This is a genomic window from Pseudomonas sp. B37(2017), assembly GCF_002112885.1.
In the GTDB taxonomy this organism is placed as follows: Bacteria; Pseudomonadota; Gammaproteobacteria; order Pseudomonadales; family Pseudomonadaceae; genus Aquipseudomonas; species Aquipseudomonas paraglycinae.
Genome location: NZ_NEIX01000013.1, coordinates 89,163 through 105,153, shown reverse-complemented (window position 1 = coordinate 105,153; position 15,991 = coordinate 89,163). Strand labels below are relative to the sequence as shown.

The following is a 15,991-nucleotide window of genomic DNA, read 5'->3' as shown; positions in this document are numbered from 1 at the left end:
GGGGTAAGCGGTGTGGCTGGGTATCCATCACGCGTTCTCCCTGAACCAGATGTGGATAAGTGACGGCTGTCCTTGTGCCATTGCAGTGAAGACAGGCACCGGATCGAAGTCAAGGCAGCCTCTTAGAACTGTATGAAATCTGATCAATTGCCTTTTGGACTAAGCCCGCCGGGGGTTGCAGAGTTTGGCGAACAAGTTATCCACATAGACACCCACAGCTAATGGGGACAACTGTGGATGACCTGGAAAAATAATCGGGATTTTGCGAAGAAAAACCGTGACTTATCCAGAAGCAGGGTTTTCATTAGCGATTGATTGTTTTTTGATCAACACTCTATACGGCACGGATTACGTGGCTTGCAGAGGATGGCGAACACCTTATCCACAGAAGCGCCAACAGAGTTCGGGGGTAACTTGTCGGGTGCTGTGGAAAAGCGCTGGAGGCGTTGATAAATGGGGGTTTGCGTGGGGATTAGCGGGTTAAAAGGCTGAATTGAGCGTTTTTTGATCAGGTCTTTGTAAGCCACGGTTTATATGGCTCTTAGCGGATAGCGAACATCTTATCCACAGAAGCGCCAACAGAGATTGGGGGCAAGTCTGGGAATTGTTCTGGGGAAAAAGCTCGTAAAAACCGAGAGTTAGGCTGGTTGTTTTTTGATCTGGGGGCTGGAGGGCTTGATTGGCGTGGGATTCAGGGAGGGGCGAACACGTTATCCACAGATCCGCCAACAGGGATTGTGGGTAAAGCGCCCTCTCCCGAAGGGAGAGGGTCAACAAAGGTTTCAGCGGACAACACCTTCTTCGATCAACAACTTCAAAATCGCTTCAGCCCCGGCCTGCGCCGTCACGCCCTTGAGCACTTGCCCCCCGCCCCCACTGGCCTTGGCCGTAGCCGCCTTCATCCGGTCAGCCCCGCTCTTGGCCTTGATCACCTTCAAGCGTTTCGGCCGGGGCTTGGCCGGTTGCAGGGTCGCCACCGCGAGCAATTCGTCGTCGACCACTTCCACATCCCCAGCTTGGAGAACGCCACGCCGGGCCGGGCCGTAAGCACTTTGCCGAGGCTTGGGCGCAGCGTTATCCACAGTCGCCAGAAACGGCAGGCGCACCTTCAACCGGCGCCGCTGCCCACGGGGCAACGCTTGCAGCACCAGCGCAGAACCATCGTTGATCGATTCGACCTGGGCCAAACCGACGACCAATGGCCAGCCCAGCCCTTCGGCCAGCAGGAACGGCAGCATCCCCGAACCCTCGCCGGTTTCCGCCTGACTGCCGGTCAACACGACCTGTGCGCCGGCATCACGCAGATACTCGGTCAACGCCGGCAACGCGTCGGCACCGGCCGGTTGTTCCAGCACATGCATCTGCGCAAGCCCCATGCCCAGATAGGCGCGCAGCGCCGGTTCCGCGATATCGCCGGCGTGCAGCACTTGCAGGTTATCCCCTGCCAGTTGCAGGCCGAGTTCCACCGCGCGGGCGTCCTGATCGGCGCGGCGCGGGCGGCCGGAGGTCGGGTGGGCGCCGATTGAAACCAGACTGATGATCTTTGTGCTCATAACCGTTCCTTAAGCCGCATCGCGCTTGGCTTCGTTGCGGTAAGCCTCTACCGCCGCGATCAAGGCCTGAAGAATTTCCGCGCTTTCGCCGATCACCGACAGGTCGGCACGCTTGATCATGTCGCAACCCGGATCGAGGTTGATCGCCACCACCTTGTCGCAGGCACCGATGCCTTGCAGGTGCTGGATCGCCCCGGAAATCCCCACGGCCACGTAAACCCGCGCGGTGACCCAGGTGCCGGACGCGCCGACCTGACGGTCGCGGGCCATGAAGCCATCGTCCACCGCCACCCGCGAAGCGCCTTCGGTGGCACCGAGGGCGCCGGCGGTCCTGTGGAAAAGCTCCCAGTCCTTGACCCCGTTGCCGCCGGAGAAAATGAACTCGGCTTCGGCCATCGGAATCGCTGCAGGGTCCACCGCCACCGCACCCAGATCCTCGATCCGCGACAGGCTGCGCGCGACAGGTGTGGATAACTCCACCGGCAGCGCTTCGTGACGGGTTTCGCTGACCGGTTCCGCGCATTCGGCGGACGCCAGAATCAAACGCGCCACCGGGCGGGCAAGATCCTGCAACCCGGCACCGGCGCGGCCGATGCACTCCTGATCCTTGACCTGCCACACCCGCGTCGCCGGGCGCTCGCCCAATGCAGCAGCAAAGCGTCGACCGAGTTCGCCGCCACCGCTGCGGCTGTCCGGCAGCAGCCAGTGACGCGGGTTGAACTGGTTATCCACAGCCCGCAGGCCCTGGATCCGTTGTTCCGGTGCATAACCACTGAATTCTTCACCTTCCAGCACCAGCAAGCGGTCAACGCCTGCGGTGGCGAAAGCGTTTTCCTTGTGCTCGCCGAACACCACAGCCAATACCGCGCCGTCGCTGCCGGCCAGTTGATGAGCAAGGCCAAGCAGATCGCGGTCGTGGCTGCTCAAGCGGCCGCCGACCATGTCCGGCACCACGCTGATATAGAACGCCGGGGCCGGCACCTGATGCAGCGGCAATTGCACTTCGACCGCAGCCGAGCGCTTGACCGCCCCGCCCTGCTGGGCGCCGCTGCGGTCGATGCGCTTGATGCCGTTCGGCCCGATGAAGCCGATGCCGTGCAGGTTCTTGCGAATGATCCCGTTAGGGCCCATCCAGCTGTGTTGCGCTGGTTGCATGGCCGCGTGCAGCGGGTGCAGGCGGTTGCGTGCGATCCATTCGGCGCGGGGGTCGCGGCGGATAATGTCGCTCATCAGTGGGCCTCCGCAGGTTCACGTTTGGCCGGGGTGGCGGGCTTGTTCGGCGCGGCGTCTTCGAGCAGCGCGTCGGCCACCAGTTCGGCGATGTCCTTGATCAGCGGACGCGGTTCGACCACGCCTTCGAGCATCGCCGTGCACTGTGGACAACCCACGGCTACCAGTTCGGCGCCGGTCTCGCGGATGTCCTCCATGCGCATGTCGGGGATCCGCTGCTTGCCCGGAATGTCAGTGATCGGCGCCCCGCCACCGCCGCCGCAGCAGCGCGAACGGAAGCCGGAACGTTGCATTTCCTTGATCTCGATGCCGAGGGCGCGCAGCACTTCGCGCGGCGCCTCGTACTCGCCGTTGTAGCGACCGAGGTAGCAAGGATCGTGATAGGTCACGCTGTTGCCTTTGTGCTGACCGAGGTTCAGCGCGCCGGCCTGGATGATTTCCGCCAGGTAAGTGCTGTGGTGCTGCACGAGGTAGTTGCCGTCGAAGGCGCCGTACTCGTTTTTCAACACGTGGAAGCTGTGCGGATCGCAGGTGACGATGCGGTTGAAGCTGTATTTGGCCAGGGTCTGGATGTTGCGTTTGGCGAGCAACTGGAAAGTCGCTTCGTCACCCAGACGTCGGGCCACATCGCCGCTGTCGCGTTCTTCAAGCCCCAGCACCGCGAAGTCGACCTTGGCCGCTTTCAGCACTTTGACAAACGCACGCAGAGTGCGCTGGTTACGCATGTCGAAGGCACCGTCGCCGACCCAGAACAGCACGTCGGTGGACTTCTTCTCGCTGAGCAGATTGAGGTTCAGGTCCGCCGCCCAGTTCATCCGGCCGCCCGGAGCAAAACCGCCAGGGTTGTCGGTAGCAATCAGGTTTTCCAGGACTTCGGCACCCTTGTTCGGGGTCGCGCCTTTTTCCAGGGTCAGATGGCGGCGCATGTCGACGATGGCATCGACGTGCTCGATCATCATCGGGCACTCCTCGACGCAGGCGCGGCAGGTGGTGCACGACCACAAGGTTTCGGCGTCGACCAGGCCGTTGACAATCGGTTGATGCGGATTGCCGCTGTGCTCACCCACAGGTTTCCCCGGATAAGGGCTGCCGGCGAACTTGGCATCGGTGCCGCCGGCAAGGCCGACGACCATGTCCTGAATCAGCTTTTTCGGGTTCAACGGCTGGCCGGCGGCGAACGCCGGGCACGCGGCTTCGCACTTGCCGCACTGCACGCAGGCGTCGAAACCGAGCAACTGGTTCCAGGTGAAATCCTTGGGTTTCTCCACGCCCAGCGGCGCGGTCGGATCATTCAGGTCCAGCGGTTTCAAACCGGTGGAACGACCGCCACCAAAACGTTCGGCGCGACGGTGCCAGGCCAGGTGCAGGGCACCGGCGAAGGCGTGTTTCATCGGGCCGCCCCAGGTCATGCCGAAGAACAGTTCCGACACGCCCCACAGCACACCGATACCGAGAATCGCTGCAAGCATCCAGCCGCCGAAGTTCTCCGGCAGGATCCCGGCCACCGGCAAGGTCACCAGGAAGAACGAGGCCGAGAACGCCAGCAGGCTTTTCGGCAGGCGCATCCACGGGCCTTTCGACAGCCGCGACGGCGGGTTGAGCCGGCGCCGATAAACGAAGATCGCCCCGACGAACATCACCGCCGTCATCAGCAGTAACGCGTAGCCGAGGATCCGGTTATGCAGGCCGAAACCGTGCACCAGAATCGCCAACACGATCGACGCCACCGCACCGCCCGCCGTGGCGACGTGGGTGTTGGCGATGTATTTGTCCCGCGCCACCACGTGGTGCAGATCGACCATGTAACGCTTGGGCATGGCGAACAGGCCGCCGATCAGATCGACCTTCGAGGCCCGGCCCCGACGCCACATGGCCACCCGCCGCAACGCACCCAGCACCGCGAGGGCCAGGGCTGCGAACAACAGGATTGGAAGAAGGGTGTTCAACATGGTGAAGCTCCCACCAGTACAGCCTGGAGAAACACGTGACGATCGTTCCCACGCTCTGCGTGGGAATGCCTCAATGGACGCTCTGCGTCCGCTTTGGGACGCGGAGCGTCCCGGGCTGCATTCCCACGCAGAGCGTGGGAACGATCAGTCCATCAGCGTTTAGAAGTCTTTGCACAACCGCAGGGCGTCATAGATCGCAGCATGGGTATTACGCTGCGCCACGCAGTCACCGATGCGGAACAGCAGGTAACCGTCGCCGGTGCTGCTCAGCGAAGGTTGCGGCTGGATCGCGAACAGCGCCTCGACGTCGATCTGGCCCTTGTTGCGCGAGCCGTCCTTGAGGGCGTAGTAGATTTCTTCATCCGGGCGCACGCCGTTCTCGACGACCACCTGATCCACCACCCGCTCCTCTTTGGCGCCGGTGTATTCGTTCTCCAGCACGGCGACGAGTTTGTCGCCTTCGCGGTAGACCTTCTCCAGCATCATGTCGCCGGTCATGATCACTTCTTTCGGGTACATGCTGCGGTAGTAAGTCGGGAACGATGTACCACCGATAGCCACGCCCGGTTTGATGTCGTCGGTGACGATCTCGACCTGGCTGCCCTTGTCGGCGAGGAAGTCGGCCACCGACATCCCGGTGAACTCGCAAATGGTGTCGTAGACCAGCACGTTCTTGCCCGGCGCAACCTTGCCGTCGAGCACGTCCCAGCTGCTGACGACCAGCCCTTCAGCTGCGCCCCAGTGTTCGTTCTGCTCCAGGTATGGATGCCCGCCAACGGCCAGCACCACGATGTCCGGACGCAGGTCCATGATGGTGTCGGCGTCCGCCGCAGTGCCCAGACGCAGATCGACTTTCAGGCGTGCCAGTTCCAGCTGGAACCAGCGAGTGATACCGGCGATCTGGTCACGCTGCGGCGCTTTCGAGGCCGTAGTAATCTGGCCGCCGATGAATTCCTTCTTCTCGAACAGGGTCACGTCGTGGCCACGTTCGGCTGCCACACGGGCAGCTTCCATCCCCGCCGGGCCGGCACCGACGATCACCACCTTGCGTTTCGGCCCGGTGGATTTCTCGATGATGTGCGGCACGCCCATGTATTCACGGGAAGTCGCGGCGTTCTGGATGCACAGCACGTCCAGACCTTGATACTGACGGTCGATGCAGTAGTTGGCGCCGACGCACTGCTTGATCTGGTCGATCTGACCCATCTTGATCTTGGCGATCAGGTGCGGGTCGGCGATGTGGGCGCGGGTCATACCGACCATGTCGACGTAACCGCCCTCCAGAATCCGCGTGGCCTGGTTCGGGTCCTTGATGTTCTGCGCGTGCAGCACCGGAACCTTGACCACTTCCTTGATCCCGGCCGCCAGGTGCAGGAACGGCTCCGGCGGATAACTCATGTTCGGAATCACGTTGGCCAGGGTGTTGTGGGTGTCGCAACCCGAGCCGACGACGCCGATGAAATCGAGCATGCCGGTGTCGTCGTAATATTTGGCGATCTGCTTCATGTCTTCGTGGGACAGACCGTCCGGGTGGAACTCGTCGCCGCAGATGCGCATGCCGACACAGAAGTCGTCACCGACCTCGGCGCGCACGGCTTTCAAAACTTCCAGACCGAACTTCATCCGGCCCTCGAAAGTGCCGCCCCATTCGTCGGTCCGCTTGTTGACGCGCGGGCTCCAGAACTGGTCGATCATGTGCTGGTGCACGGCCGACAGTTCAACACCGTCCAGGCCACCGGCCTTGGCGCGGCGCGCGGCTTGCGCGTAGTTGCCGATCACCCGCCAGATCTCTTCCGGCTCGATGGTCTTGCAGGTGGCGCGGTGCACCGGTTCGCGGATGCCCGACGGCGACATCAGGGTCGGCCAGTGGAAACCGTCCCAACGGGAGCGACGGCCCATGTGGGTAATCTGGATCATGATCTTAGCGCCGTGCTTGTGCATGGCGTCGGCGAGATTCTGGAAGTGCGGGATGATCCGGTCGGTGGACAGGTTCACCGAACTCCACCATTGCTGCGGGCTGTCGATCGCCACCACGGACGAACCGCCACAGATCGCCAGGCCGATGCCGCCCTTGGCTTTCTCTTCGTAATATTTGACGTACCGTTCGGTGGTCATGCCGCCGTCGGTCGCGTAGACCTCGGCGTGCGCGGTGCTGAGCACGCGGTTGCGGATGGTCAGTTTGCCGATCTGGATCGGCTGGAACATTGCTTCGAAAGCCATGGCGGGTTCCTCGACTTACAACGGCTTGACGGTGAACAGGCCGTCGTCGTGGCCTTCTTCGGAGCCACCGTAGACCTGCTCGGCCACGGTGCGGATCTTGCTGCCGCGAGCGGCGAGGATCTGGTCCATGGCACCGGCAAACCAGCCGGTGAACATGTAGTCGACCTTGCGCCCGACTTTGCCGTAGACGTAGACGAACGCCGAGTGTTCGAGCTTGACGCTGCAGGTGCCTTTATCGAGGTCGATGTCCTGGATCTTGAACAGGCCCCAGCCGCGCTGCGACAGGCGCTTCATGTAGTGCTCGAACACCGCGACGCCTTCCAGACCGTGGCACTCGGCTTCTTTTTCACACCAGTGCCAGGCGGATTTGTAGCCGGCCTTGTAGAGGATCTCGGCATAGGCGTCAGCGCCCAGCACTTCCTCGATGCCCATGTGGTTGTTGACGAAGAAATGCCGTGGCACATACAGCATCGGCAGGGCGTCGGAGGTCCAGACACCGGTCTCGCTGTCGACTTCGATTGGCAATTGCGGGGCGATCTTGGCCATGGAAACTTAACTCCAGAAAAATTCGTGGTTGGTGCCGAGCGAAGCTTTTGCTTTGCTCTTATAAACAAGCCGTATGAATGACTTTGGAGCCGTAGCGAGCACGTCGAGAGCAAGGAAGGACCGGAGCGACAAGCGAGACAGTACGGGACGTACGGCGAGTTTGGCGCGAGGACCTGACGCAGCTATCGGCGAGCGGAGTAGGCTCCAGAGTTATTCATTCGCCCCAGACGTCTTTCAGGACGTTCACCCAGTTTTCGCCCATGATCTTGCGAACGACTCGTTCGGAGTGGCCGCGCTTGAGCAGGGTTTCGGTCAGGTTCGGGAACTCGCCGACGGTGCGGATGCCCAGCGGGTTGATGATCTTGCCGAAGTTGGTCAGACGGCGGGCGTAGCCCTTGTCGTGGGTCAGGTATTCGAAGAAGTCCTGGCCGTGACCCTGGGTGAAGTCGGTGCCGATGCCGATGGCGTCTTCGCCGACGATGTTCATGGTGTATTCGATGGCTTCGGCGTAGTCGTCGATGGTCGAATCGATACCCTTGGCCAGGAACGGCGCAAACATGGTCACGCCGACGAAACCGCCGTGGTCAGCAATGAACTTGAGCTCTTCATCGGACTTGTTGCGCGGGTGCTCTTTCAGCCCCGACGGCAGGCAGTGGGAATAGCAGACCGGTTTTTTCGATTCGAGGATGACTTCCTCGGAGGTCTTGGAACCGACGTGGGACAGGTCGCACATGACGCCGACGCGGTTCATCTCGGCGACGATCTCGCGACCGAAGCCCGACAGGCCGCCGTCACGTTCGTAGCAACCGGTGCCCACCAGGTTCTGGGTGTTGTAGCACATCTGCACGATGCCGACGCCGAGCTGCTTGAACACCTCGACATAGCCGATCTGGTCTTCGAATGCATGGGCGTTCTGGAAGCCGAAGAGGATGCCGGTCTTGCCCTGCTCCTTGGCCTTGCGGATGTCGGCGGTGGTACGGACGGGGATCACCAGGTCGCTGTTTTCGCGAATCAGTTTCTGGCTGGCGGCGATGTTATTGACCGTGGCCTGAAAGCCCTCCCACACCGACACGGTGCAGTTGGCCGCCGTCAGACCGCCCTTGCGCATGTCTTCGAACAGCTCGCGGTTCCATTTGGCAATGATCAGACCGTCGATAACGATGCTGTCGGCGTGTAATTCGGCTGGGCTCATCAGGCGTCCCCTTATTGGCGATTCATGCGCCGAATCGTCTGCCGGCGCTTTGGGGCCAGCATATGCCTCGGTGCGCGACCAGCCGGGTGCAAAAACGACAGGGGAATTGCCGAAAGCGTCAATCCGCGACAAAGGGTCGCCAACCGGTCCGACCGGCCACCTGTTCAAGCCCGCGAGCTTGAGCCAGAATCTGCCGCATCCCGGAAACACCACTGGATTAGAGCGGCGACATCAATGAAATCGATCTTCCTGGCCCTGGCCCTGATTGCGACCGGCGTACACGCCGCCGAAGAGTCCGACAACAACCCGTGCGACGCGGTGGAAAACGACATCCAGACCCTGGAATGCTCGACTTATAGCCGCACCACCGCCGAGGACCTGCTCAAGGACAACTACGCCAGCCTGAACGAGCGCATGCAGACGACCTACGGCAAGAACCCGGCGCAACTGGCCGACATCACCGCCAAACTCAAGGCCGCCCAGCAACAATGGTTGAAAACCCGCGACGCCGACTGCGCCGTGGAAGCCTTCCCGGCGACGGACGGCAGCAAGGCGTTCAAGATTGCGCAGAATGACTGCGTGGCGCGGATGAGTGACGAGCGGTCGGAGTTTTTGGAGTCGATTGGGCAGGAGTGAGGAGTGTTCCTGCACGAGTCGTGCAGGAACGTTGACGCGTCATGACGCCATGAAGGGCGACTTGAATGGGCTCTTCTGCAACGGCTGGATGGGTGCGTATTCATAGCCCAGTGCGCGGACGTCCATGACCTCACTGACGGTTCTCGTCCATGGCGCGAGCGCGTCATCAAAGTTATGACCGGGCGGCCCACCACGGATCGGCGTGTAATGCGGAGCCCATTGCGGATTGTCCAGCGCCATTTGTGCCTGCCACTCCGCCCAGATCCTGTCGATATTGCAATGATGCAGGAAGAACACCGGATCTTCAGGGGAGGTCATGGCCAACATGTTGCCCCCTGTCCACAGATGGACGCGGTTGTGCAGCTGCGAACCCGGGGTGGTGACTTGAGGATCACCTCGTTGCGTGATCCACCCCTCCAGTCGATTGCGAAATCCCCTGGTGTATGGGCCGGAATCGTAAGGCGGCGTGTCATATAACCACTCTCGCATCGCCATGCCCACGTCTGCCGACGTCGGAAGCGAGTTCACAAGAACGCCGAACTGACGCTTGAGACCAGGTTCCGTCTCACCGTTTTCCGGGTAGGCAGGAACCGGCCAGTTTCCGTACTGGTGAGCAAAAGGCCCGGTTTGTACTCGGTCATGATCACCTTGGCTGCCATTGCCGCCCATCCATTGATCCGTCCAGACGGGTGAGCTTGTCGGATCCAACGCATCTTCAGTCCAGTCCCAATACGGCAGAGTCACTTGAGGATCAATCGCGCGCAAATCCGTCTCGAACTGCATCAGCATTTCTCTATGCCATGGCAGAAATGCCGGGCCAAGGTGGGCTCCGTTTCGATACTCAGAATCCTGCGGTTCCCAAGGATGCACAGTGGGTTTCATCACTTGGTGATGCCAGTGCACATATTTGTCGTACCCCCCATTACGCTTGAGGGTGAGCAGACAGTTGATGAACGCTGCCCGCTCGACGGCCGTATGCGAGCGAATGTTTTTCCTGACGATCATTGTGCGACTCCTTTGCCGGAACAGTCATTCTTGGGTTCAGAGCCGGTGATGGCCCTCGCATCAATCTTCGAGGCAATGTCGATAAGGATCTACTGTCAGAAATAACAGGTCGCCCAGGGTTTCAGATGAACGGCATTTACCACTGTGTAATTCATGGATGACAGCTAAGCCCGAAATTTTCCCCGCCATGCACCCTGCAACATTCGGTCGAACGTTGTTTATTGGCCACCTGAAAAATATAAGCAAAGATTCGCAAATCTTATAAAAGACTTATATTCTGCCATGAACAGCATCCACTGGACTCGAAAGGCCGTTAAGCAACTCCTGAAATTGCATTCCGCTCATCAGTGTCAGGTCAGAGATGCCATCACGGTGCTTACTGACATGCCTGATGTGGGCAATGTGAAAGCACTGGTTGGTCATGACTACGCCTATCGGCTGCGTGTGGGTAATTACCGCGTCATGTTCGACTGGGATGGCGCGATCAAAGTGGTCAGTATTCAAGAGGTAAAAAAACGCGATGAACGCACTTACTGACATCCAAATCATCAATGATTCCGAGGGCAAACCCGCTTTCGTAGTCATTCCATACGCGCAATATGTGGCGCAGAAAATGGAGCCTGACCTGATTCCCCATGAGGTGGTCAGTCGCATTGTCGACGGGGCAACTCCGATCAGGGCCTGGCGCGAACATCTCAACCTGACCCAGGAAGAAGTCGCTCGGCGCATGGGCATTTCACAGCCGGCTTTTGCCCAGCAGGAAACCGTTGCAAAGCCGCGCAAGGCCACTCGCGAGAAGATTGCGGCGGCGTTTGGTATCACCGCCAACCAGCTTGAGCTGTAAGCTCCATCTCTTCAGCCAATCAAGGGATTCACATGAACATCTGCGGTATCGAAATCAAAGGCAGTGAAGCGATCATCGCCGTGGCCTCCCTCGACGGTTCGGTGCTGAGCCATGTCGCGCTGAACACCAAGAAAATCGCGCTGGACGATGACGACGAGGCGGCCAACGTGAAGCTGTTCGCCGCACAAGTGGCGTCGTTCGTGCGCGAGAACTCGATTGATCGCATCGCGATCAAGAAGCGCAGCAAGAAGGGCGAGTTTGCCGGTGGGCCGACCACGTTCAAGATCGAGGGCGTGTTTCAGTTGCTGGACGGTTGCGAGGTGACGCTGCTGTCGCCGCAGACGATCAATGCCCAGGCCAAGAAGCACAATTTCGAGCTGCCGGGCACGCTGAACAAGTATCAGCATGAAGCCTACAAGGCAGCGTGCTCGGCATTGGTGAAGAAGTAACTAGCCCGCTTTGCGCGCGCTCAGCCAGTCGCCGAAGGACTTGTCTTCCAGCGCATAGCCACCACGGCTCGATTTCCACACCAGCTCCTTGTCGCGCAGGGCATCGATACAGGCCTGAATGGTCTGGGTGCCCGGCACCACGTCGCTGCCCAGGTTTTCCAGTGCCTTGCCGACTGCCATGAGCGTGCTGTCGGTGAACGGTGCAAAAGGCTCGTTGTTCTGTGAGCGCTCCACCATCACTTCCAGCACGGCGCGCTGAGGGATGGTCAGCGCGTTCCAGGCGCTCTCGAACTCGGTCCACACGCCTGCGCGCAACAATTCGGCACGGCTTTGCAGCAACTGCCCCAGATTGCTGGCCTCGCCCAGTTCCAGCGCGACTTCGCCGATGATGGTGCGCAACATTTCCGGGCGCCGCCCCACCAACTCAAAGGCGTCGTCGATATCCGCCGCACTGAACTGGTTGGTCTCCGCCAGATGGGCGTTGAGGTGCAAGGTGTACGCCTGGGTGAACTCTTTTCCCAACAATGGAAAGGGCGTGATGCTCGAGCCGAAAAACGGTTGGCTCTTGCCCAGCACCAGATGGGCGAGTTTGTCGCGATTGGAACCTGTGAATACCAGATGCAAACCGCTGCCCTCGCCTTCACGTCCCTGGTTGAGCTGATCCCGTGCAGCCTTCAGGGCAAACATCGCGTTGATGCCTGCGGCGGTGGTGAGCGCGTGCTGGGCCTCATCGATCACCAGCACTACGGATTTTTCGGCGGCACTGTGGAGCAGTTCCAGCGCTTGCGTCAGGGTCGCGCCCGAAGGCAGTTGCGGCTTGGTGAAATCCCAGGACAAGGTGCGCAGAAAGCTGAGTTTTTCGATGCCGATATTCTTCGCCAGTTTGCGGATACCCTTTTCAAAGGGGACCAACGCGCCTGCAATGGCACTGGCGATCAAGTCAGCAGGGTCTTTTTCCTTGTCGGCCCACAGGTCGACGTAAACCGTCAGCCAGCCTCGGGCCTGGCATTCCGGGATCAGGTCCTCGCGCAGAAAGGTACTTTTGCCGGTGCGACGCGGCGCTGCCAGAAAAAGGCCGGAGGTGAAATCCTGCAGACCTGCACCCACCAGACCATCGGCAACGCTGCGGGCCAGAGCGGGGCGGCGGAAGACGAAGCCGTTGTTTCGGGACATGGTTTTACACTCAATTATTCAAACGACTGTAATTTATACCTGAAAGTATAATTAACTATAATCGTCCGTCAAACGGCCTCCCGTCGCCGATCCTCCCGTGGACACCGGGCAAACTTCGCCCGGTAGCTGCGGGTGAAATACGACGGTGATTCAAACCCGCAGGCGATGCTGACTTCGAGCACGCTCATGTCGGTCTGGCGCAGCAGCTGTCGGGCCTTCTCCAGTCTCAAGCGCAGATAGAAATTGCTTGGCGTGTCGTTCAGGTGCAGGCGAAACAGGCGCTCCAGTTGCCGCCGGGTCACCTTGATCGATTCCGCCAGTTCCAGCGTGGTCAGCGGCGGTTCGCTGTGCTGCTCCATCTCGCCGATCACATGCACCAACTTCTTGTTACTGATGCCGTAACGCGTGGCGACTTCCATGCGCTGGTGGTCTTTGCGCGGACGAATCCGCCCCAACACAAACTGCTCGCTGACCTGAATCGCCAGTTGCGGGCCGTGGGCCTGGGCGATCAGGTCGAGCATCAGGTCGATGGACGCGGTGCCGCCAGCCGACGTGATACGCCGACGGTCGATCTCGAACAGCTCCTGGGTGACGCTGAGCTGTGGATAAGATTCCTTGAAGGCGTCGATGGCTTCCCAGTGCAGGGTCAGGCGATGACCCTCGAGCAGGCCCGCTTCGGCGAGGACGAAACTGCCGGTGTCGATGGCGCCGAGGGTCACGCCTTCGTTGTCCAGCCGTCGCAGCCAGTGCTCCAGCGCCGGGGTGGCGAACTTCAACGGTTCGAAGCCGGCGACCACTAGCAACGTCGCCCCTTTCTTCAGCGGCTCCAGCGCCGCATCCGCGTTGACCGACATTCCATTACTCGCCAGCACCGCCCCGCCATCGGCGCTCAAGACGTGCCAGCGGTACAGCTCGCCGCGAAAGCGGTTGGCCACTCGCAGCGGTTCGATCGCAGAGATGAAACCGATGGCGGAAAAACCCGGCATCAACAGAAAGTAGAAATCCTGGGACATGGCGCGCACTCGGTTAGCGGGTAGCGTGCAACGTTGATACGCCAATTGTCGGCGGCATTCAAGGGGACAGGTCGCTACAGTGCAAGAGCCAGTCGCCGCAGTGCGCTTTCAAGGGCGTACAGCTGCGTAATTTGAGCATCACCGGCGCATCAGACACCGGAACCCACAATAACGACCTGCCGAGGAACCCGACATGAAACGACTGATCAGCAGCTGTGTTCTCGCACTCAGCGGTACCGCGTTTTTAAGCGCCAGTGTCATGGCGGCCGATTCCGCATCGTGTCAGAACGTGCGCATGGGCGTGGTGAACTGGACCGACGTGATCGCCACCAGTGCCATGGCCCAGGTTCTGCTCGACGGCCTCGGCTACAGCACCAAACAGACCAGCGCCTCTCAGCAAATCGTTTTCGCCGGCATCCGCGACCAGCGCCTGGATCTGTTCCTCGGCTACTGGAACCCGCTGATGACCCAGACGATCACCCCGTTCGTCGACGCCAACCAGGTCAAGGTGCTTGAAGCGCCAAGCCTCAAGGACGCCCGCGCCACCCTCGCCGTGCCGACCTACCTGGCGGACAAGGGCCTGAAAACCTTCGCCGACATCGCCAAGTTCGAGAAAGAACTGGGCGGCAAGATCTACGGCATCGAGCCAGGCTCGGGCGCCAACACCCAGATCAAGGCGATGATCGCCAAGAACCAGTTCGGCCTCGGCAAGTTCCAGCTCGTGGAATCCAGCGAGGCCGGCATGCTCGCCGCCGTCGATCGCGCCGTGCGCCGCAAGGAAGCCGTGGTGTTCTTCGGCTGGGCGCCGCACCCGATGAACGTCAACGTGCAGATGACCTACCTGACCGGCAGCGACGACGCCCTCGGCCCGAACGAAGGCATGGCCACCGTATGGACCGTCACCGCGCCGAAATACGCCGAACAATGCCCGAACGTCAGTCGCCTGCTGAGCAACCTGACGTTCACCGCCGAAGACGAGAGCCGGATGATGCAGCCGCTGCTCGATCACAAGGACGCTTTCGAATCGGCCAAACAATGGCTCAAGGATCACCCGCAAGACAAACAGCGCTGGCTCGAAGGCGTCACCACCTTCGATGGCAAACCGGCGGCTGAAAACCTCCAGCTCACCAGCAAATAAACCGCAACGAACGAACCACTTCGCAGCCCGCCACGGGCTGCGAACAGACCCATCACGCCTGAAGGAAAACGCACCATGAACCACGACGTCATCATCACCTGCGCACTCACCGGTGCTGGCGACACGACCGCCAAGAGCCCTCACGTGCCGGTCACCCCGAAACAGATCGCCGCAGCCGCGGTGGAAGCGGCCAAGGCCGGCGCCACGGTCGTGCACTGCCACGTCCGTGACCCGCAGACCGGCAAGTTCAGCCGTGACGTGGCGCTGTACCGCGAAGTCATGGAGCGCATCCGCGAAGCCGACGTCGACATCATCGTCAACCTCACCGCCGGCATGGGCGGCGACCTGGAAATCGGCCCGGGCGAGAACCCGATGGAGTTCGGCCCGAACACCGATCTGGTCGGCCCGCTGACCCGTCTGGCCCACGTTGAAGAACTGCTGCCGGAAATCTGCACGCTGGATTGCGGCACCCTGAACTTCGGCGACGGCGACACCATTTACGTCTCCACCCCGGCCCAGCTGCGGGCTGGCGCCAAGCGCATCACCGAGCTGGGCGTGAAGGCGGAGCTGGAGATTTTCGACACCGGCCACCTGTGGTTCGCCAAACAGATGATCAAGGAAGGCTTGCTCGACAAGCCACTGTTCCAGCTGTGCCTGGGCATCCCGTGGGGCGCGCCGGCCGACACCACCACCATGAAAGCCATGGTCGACAACCTGCCTGCCGACGCGGTGTGGGCCGGGTTCGGCATCGGCCGGATGCAAATGCCGATGGCCGCGCAAGCGGTGCTGCTTGGCGGCAACGTGCGGGTCGGTCTGGAAGACAACCTGTGGCTGGACAAAGGCGTGCTGGCGACCAACGGCCAACTGGTCGAACGCGCCACCGAGATCCTCAGCCGCCTCGGCGCCCGCGTGCTGACCCCGGCTGAAGGTCGCAAGAAAATGGGCCTGACCCAGCGCGGCTGACGGCCACACATCAAACCCTGTGGGAGCGAGCTTGCTCGCGAAGAGGCTGGTACATCCGAAGCATCTTCATCAGCAATGCC

At 60.9% G+C, this 15,991-nt stretch carries 15 protein-coding genes; 6 read left to right on the top strand and 9 right to left on the bottom strand.

Features of this window, described 5'->3' with window-relative positions:
* Positions 1-782: 782 nt before the first annotated feature.
* The 6 genes from CAF90_RS25800 to CAF90_RS25775 all read right to left on the bottom strand — a co-directional run bounded on the left by CAF90_RS25800 (position 783) and on the right by CAF90_RS25775 (position 8,690).
* The gene (locus CAF90_RS25800; RefSeq protein WP_085608913.1) at positions 783-1,553 is read right to left on the bottom strand and encodes an electron transfer flavoprotein subunit beta; all 771 of its coding nucleotides are present in this window, start codon (positions 1,551-1,553) and stop codon (positions 783-785) included.
* A gap of 9 nt (positions 1,554-1,562) precedes the next feature.
* Complete coding sequence (locus CAF90_RS25795) at positions 1,563-2,783, bottom strand: electron transfer flavoprotein subunit alpha/FixB family protein (RefSeq protein ID WP_085608912.1); 1,221 nt, start codon at positions 2,781-2,783, stop codon at positions 1,563-1,565.
* A complete protein-coding gene (gene dgcB / locus CAF90_RS25790) occupies positions 2,783-4,732 on the bottom strand; it encodes a dimethylglycine demethylation protein DgcB (RefSeq protein ID WP_085608911.1) in 1,950 nt (649 codons plus the stop codon). The genes CAF90_RS25795 and dgcB overlap by 1 nt, the downstream gene beginning before the upstream one ends.
* A gap of 159 nt (positions 4,733-4,891) precedes the next feature.
* Entirely contained in the window at positions 4,892-6,952 is a 2,061-nt protein-coding gene (dgcA, locus tag CAF90_RS25785) for a dimethylglycine demethylation protein DgcA (RefSeq protein WP_011336289.1), read from the bottom strand.
* 15 nt (positions 6,953-6,967) lie between these two features.
* A complete protein-coding gene (locus tag CAF90_RS25780; protein WP_007959778.1) occupies positions 6,968-7,498 on the bottom strand; it encodes a DUF5943 domain-containing protein in 531 nt (176 codons plus the stop codon).
* 214 nt (positions 7,499-7,712) lie between these two features.
* Entirely contained in the window at positions 7,713-8,690 is a 978-nt protein-coding gene (locus CAF90_RS25775) for a dipeptidase (RefSeq protein WP_007959776.1), read from the bottom strand.
* Positions 8,691-8,924: 234 nt separating this feature from the next.
* Between CAF90_RS25775 and CAF90_RS25770 the strand changes: the two genes are divergently transcribed.
* On the top strand, positions 8,925-9,326 hold the full coding sequence (locus CAF90_RS25770; protein ID WP_007959774.1) for a lysozyme inhibitor LprI family protein: 402 nt from the start codon (positions 8,925-8,927) through the stop codon (positions 9,324-9,326).
* A gap of 39 nt (positions 9,327-9,365) precedes the next feature.
* On the opposite strand, the gene CAF90_RS25765 is transcribed toward CAF90_RS25770, so the two are convergent.
* A complete protein-coding gene (locus CAF90_RS25765; protein ID WP_085608910.1) occupies positions 9,366-10,331 on the bottom strand; it encodes a tyrosinase family protein in 966 nt (321 codons plus the stop codon).
* Positions 10,332-10,613: 282 nt separating this feature from the next.
* On the opposite strand from CAF90_RS25765, the gene CAF90_RS25760 reads away from it, so the two are divergent.
* The 3 genes from CAF90_RS25760 to CAF90_RS25750 are packed head-to-tail and all read left to right on the top strand — an operon-like array spanning position 10,614 to position 11,624.
* On the top strand, positions 10,614-10,868 hold the full coding sequence (locus tag CAF90_RS25760; protein ID WP_085608909.1) for a type II toxin-antitoxin system RelE/ParE family toxin: 255 nt from the start codon (positions 10,614-10,616) through the stop codon (positions 10,866-10,868).
* Complete coding sequence (locus CAF90_RS25755; protein WP_085608908.1) at positions 10,852-11,175, top strand: helix-turn-helix domain-containing protein; 324 nt, start codon at positions 10,852-10,854, stop codon at positions 11,173-11,175. The genes CAF90_RS25760 and CAF90_RS25755 overlap by 17 nt, the downstream gene beginning before the upstream one ends.
* Positions 11,176-11,207: 32 nt before the next feature.
* Positions 11,208-11,624: a DUF3010 family protein gene (locus CAF90_RS25750; RefSeq protein ID WP_007959772.1), complete on the top strand. Its 417-nt coding sequence runs from the start codon at positions 11,208-11,210 to the stop codon at positions 11,622-11,624.
* On the opposite strand, the gene CAF90_RS25745 is transcribed toward CAF90_RS25750, so the two are convergent.
* Positions 11,625-12,797, bottom strand: a complete 1,173-nt coding sequence (locus CAF90_RS25745; RefSeq protein ID WP_085608907.1) for a hypothetical protein — start codon at positions 12,795-12,797, stop codon at positions 11,625-11,627.
* A 68-nt stretch (positions 12,798-12,865) separates the two neighbouring features.
* Positions 12,866-13,810, bottom strand: coding sequence for a GlxA family transcriptional regulator (locus CAF90_RS25740; RefSeq protein ID WP_085608906.1), 945 nt, complete (start codon positions 13,808-13,810; stop codon positions 12,866-12,868).
* 193 nt (positions 13,811-14,003) lie between these two features.
* Between CAF90_RS25740 and choX the strand changes: the two genes are divergently transcribed.
* Together choX and CAF90_RS25730 are read left to right on the top strand one after the other, a co-directional pair.
* The gene (gene choX / locus CAF90_RS25735) at positions 14,004-14,948 is read left to right on the top strand and encodes a choline ABC transporter substrate-binding protein (protein WP_007959767.1); all 945 of its coding nucleotides are present in this window, start codon (positions 14,004-14,006) and stop codon (positions 14,946-14,948) included.
* A gap of 75 nt (positions 14,949-15,023) precedes the next feature.
* Complete coding sequence (locus CAF90_RS25730; RefSeq protein ID WP_085608905.1) at positions 15,024-15,911, top strand: 3-keto-5-aminohexanoate cleavage protein; 888 nt, start codon at positions 15,024-15,026, stop codon at positions 15,909-15,911.
* Positions 15,912-15,991 lie beyond the last annotated feature (80 nt).

Coding starts and splice junctions, on each gene's coding strand:
- CAF90_RS25750 (WP_007959772.1), top strand. CDS start 11,208: ATGAACATCTGCGGTATCGAAATCAAAGGCAGTGAAGCGATCATCGCC.
- CAF90_RS25795 (WP_085608912.1), bottom strand. CDS start 2,783: ATGAGCGACATTATCCGCCGCGACCCCCGCGCCGAATGGATCGCACGC.
- CAF90_RS25740 (WP_085608906.1), bottom strand. CDS start 13,810: ATGTCCCAGGATTTCTACTTTCTGTTGATGCCGGGTTTTTCCGCCATC.
- dgcA (WP_011336289.1), bottom strand. CDS start 6,952: ATGGCTTTCGAAGCAATGTTCCAGCCGATCCAGATCGGCAAACTGACC.
- dgcB (WP_085608911.1), bottom strand. CDS start 4,732: ATGTTGAACACCCTTCTTCCAATCCTGTTGTTCGCAGCCCTGGCCCTC.
- CAF90_RS25780 (WP_007959778.1), bottom strand. CDS start 7,498: ATGGCCAAGATCGCCCCGCAATTGCCAATCGAAGTCGACAGCGAGACC.
- CAF90_RS25745 (WP_085608907.1), bottom strand. CDS start 12,797: ATGTCCCGAAACAACGGCTTCGTCTTCCGCCGCCCCGCTCTGGCCCGC.
- CAF90_RS25800 (WP_085608913.1), bottom strand. CDS start 1,553: ATGAGCACAAAGATCATCAGTCTGGTTTCAATCGGCGCCCACCCGACC.
- choX (WP_007959767.1), top strand. CDS start 14,004: ATGAAACGACTGATCAGCAGCTGTGTTCTCGCACTCAGCGGTACCGCG.
- CAF90_RS25775 (WP_007959776.1), bottom strand. CDS start 8,690: ATGAGCCCAGCCGAATTACACGCCGACAGCATCGTTATCGACGGTCTG.
- CAF90_RS25730 (WP_085608905.1), top strand. CDS start 15,024: ATGAACCACGACGTCATCATCACCTGCGCACTCACCGGTGCTGGCGAC.
- CAF90_RS25760 (WP_085608909.1), top strand. CDS start 10,614: ATGAACAGCATCCACTGGACTCGAAAGGCCGTTAAGCAACTCCTGAAA.
- CAF90_RS25770 (WP_007959774.1), top strand. CDS start 8,925: ATGAAATCGATCTTCCTGGCCCTGGCCCTGATTGCGACCGGCGTACAC.
- CAF90_RS25755 (WP_085608908.1), top strand. CDS start 10,852: ATGAACGCACTTACTGACATCCAAATCATCAATGATTCCGAGGGCAAA.
- CAF90_RS25765 (WP_085608910.1), bottom strand. CDS start 10,331: ATGATCGTCAGGAAAAACATTCGCTCGCATACGGCCGTCGAGCGGGCA.